Here is a 732-nt window from a genome sequence, read left to right as displayed (position 1 = left end):
CCGTAGCGCGTCCAGCCATTCGGCCAGCCGCGCTTCCGGCACCTCGCTGGGCGTGCCGAAGGGGGTGGGCGTGGAATGGCCCGCGCCCAGCAGGCCCACGTCGGGGGCCAGTTCGCGCGCGGCACGGTGGATGTTCCAGCCGCGTCCGTCCAGCCAGTCGGTCACCTCGGCCTTGTCCATGTTGCCGATCTGGGCGTGGATGGCCGGGTTGCGCGCGGTGATGGCCGTCAGCACGCGCTCGGCCTGGCGCACGCCGCCCACCACGGTGATGTCGCCGGTAATGATCACGCCCGCCGCCTCGGACAGGCCGGGAATGTCCGCGATGGGCGAAACGTCGTCGTGGATGTCGCCGAACGCTATCCAGTAGGGTGCGCTTTGCATGCGGTGCCTTCCTTGTTAGATTGCGTGACGGGGAGGGAGACGGGGAACGCGGGCGCCGCCCGCGCCCGCACTCTACACCACGCACCCGCCACCTGACAAAACTCCCTGTGAGGGCATTTCGACGACAATTCCGGCGCGCCGGTACCCACCGGCTCCACCACGCATCCCGTACCTGGCAGGCCTTCGACGGGCACCCGCCAGACATCAGGCAGACATCAGGCAGACACCCGGCAGCCCCCCCGAACCAACACGGCACCCCATCATGACGCACTCCACCCCGCCAGACGCCGAAGCCCGGCAGGCCCTGCGCCGCGCCATGCTGGCCCGCCGCGCCGCCCTGCCGCCCGAAGA

At 70.6% G+C, this 732-nt stretch carries 1 protein-coding gene; it reads right to left on the bottom strand.

Features of this window, described 5'->3' with window-relative positions:
* A partial coding sequence (locus tag FVW20_RS17485) for a metallophosphoesterase family protein (protein ID WP_504739166.1) occupies positions 1–381 on the bottom strand: 381 nt, incomplete at its 3' end.
* Between the last annotated feature and the right edge of the window lie 351 nt (positions 382–732).

Source organism: Nitratidesulfovibrio oxamicus, assembly GCF_015731765.1.
In the GTDB taxonomy this organism is placed as follows: Bacteria; Desulfobacterota; Desulfovibrionia; order Desulfovibrionales; family Desulfovibrionaceae; genus Cupidesulfovibrio; species Cupidesulfovibrio oxamicus.
The sequence above is the reverse complement of the archived record's forward strand: the minus strand, read 5'-3'. Positions and strand labels throughout refer to the sequence as shown.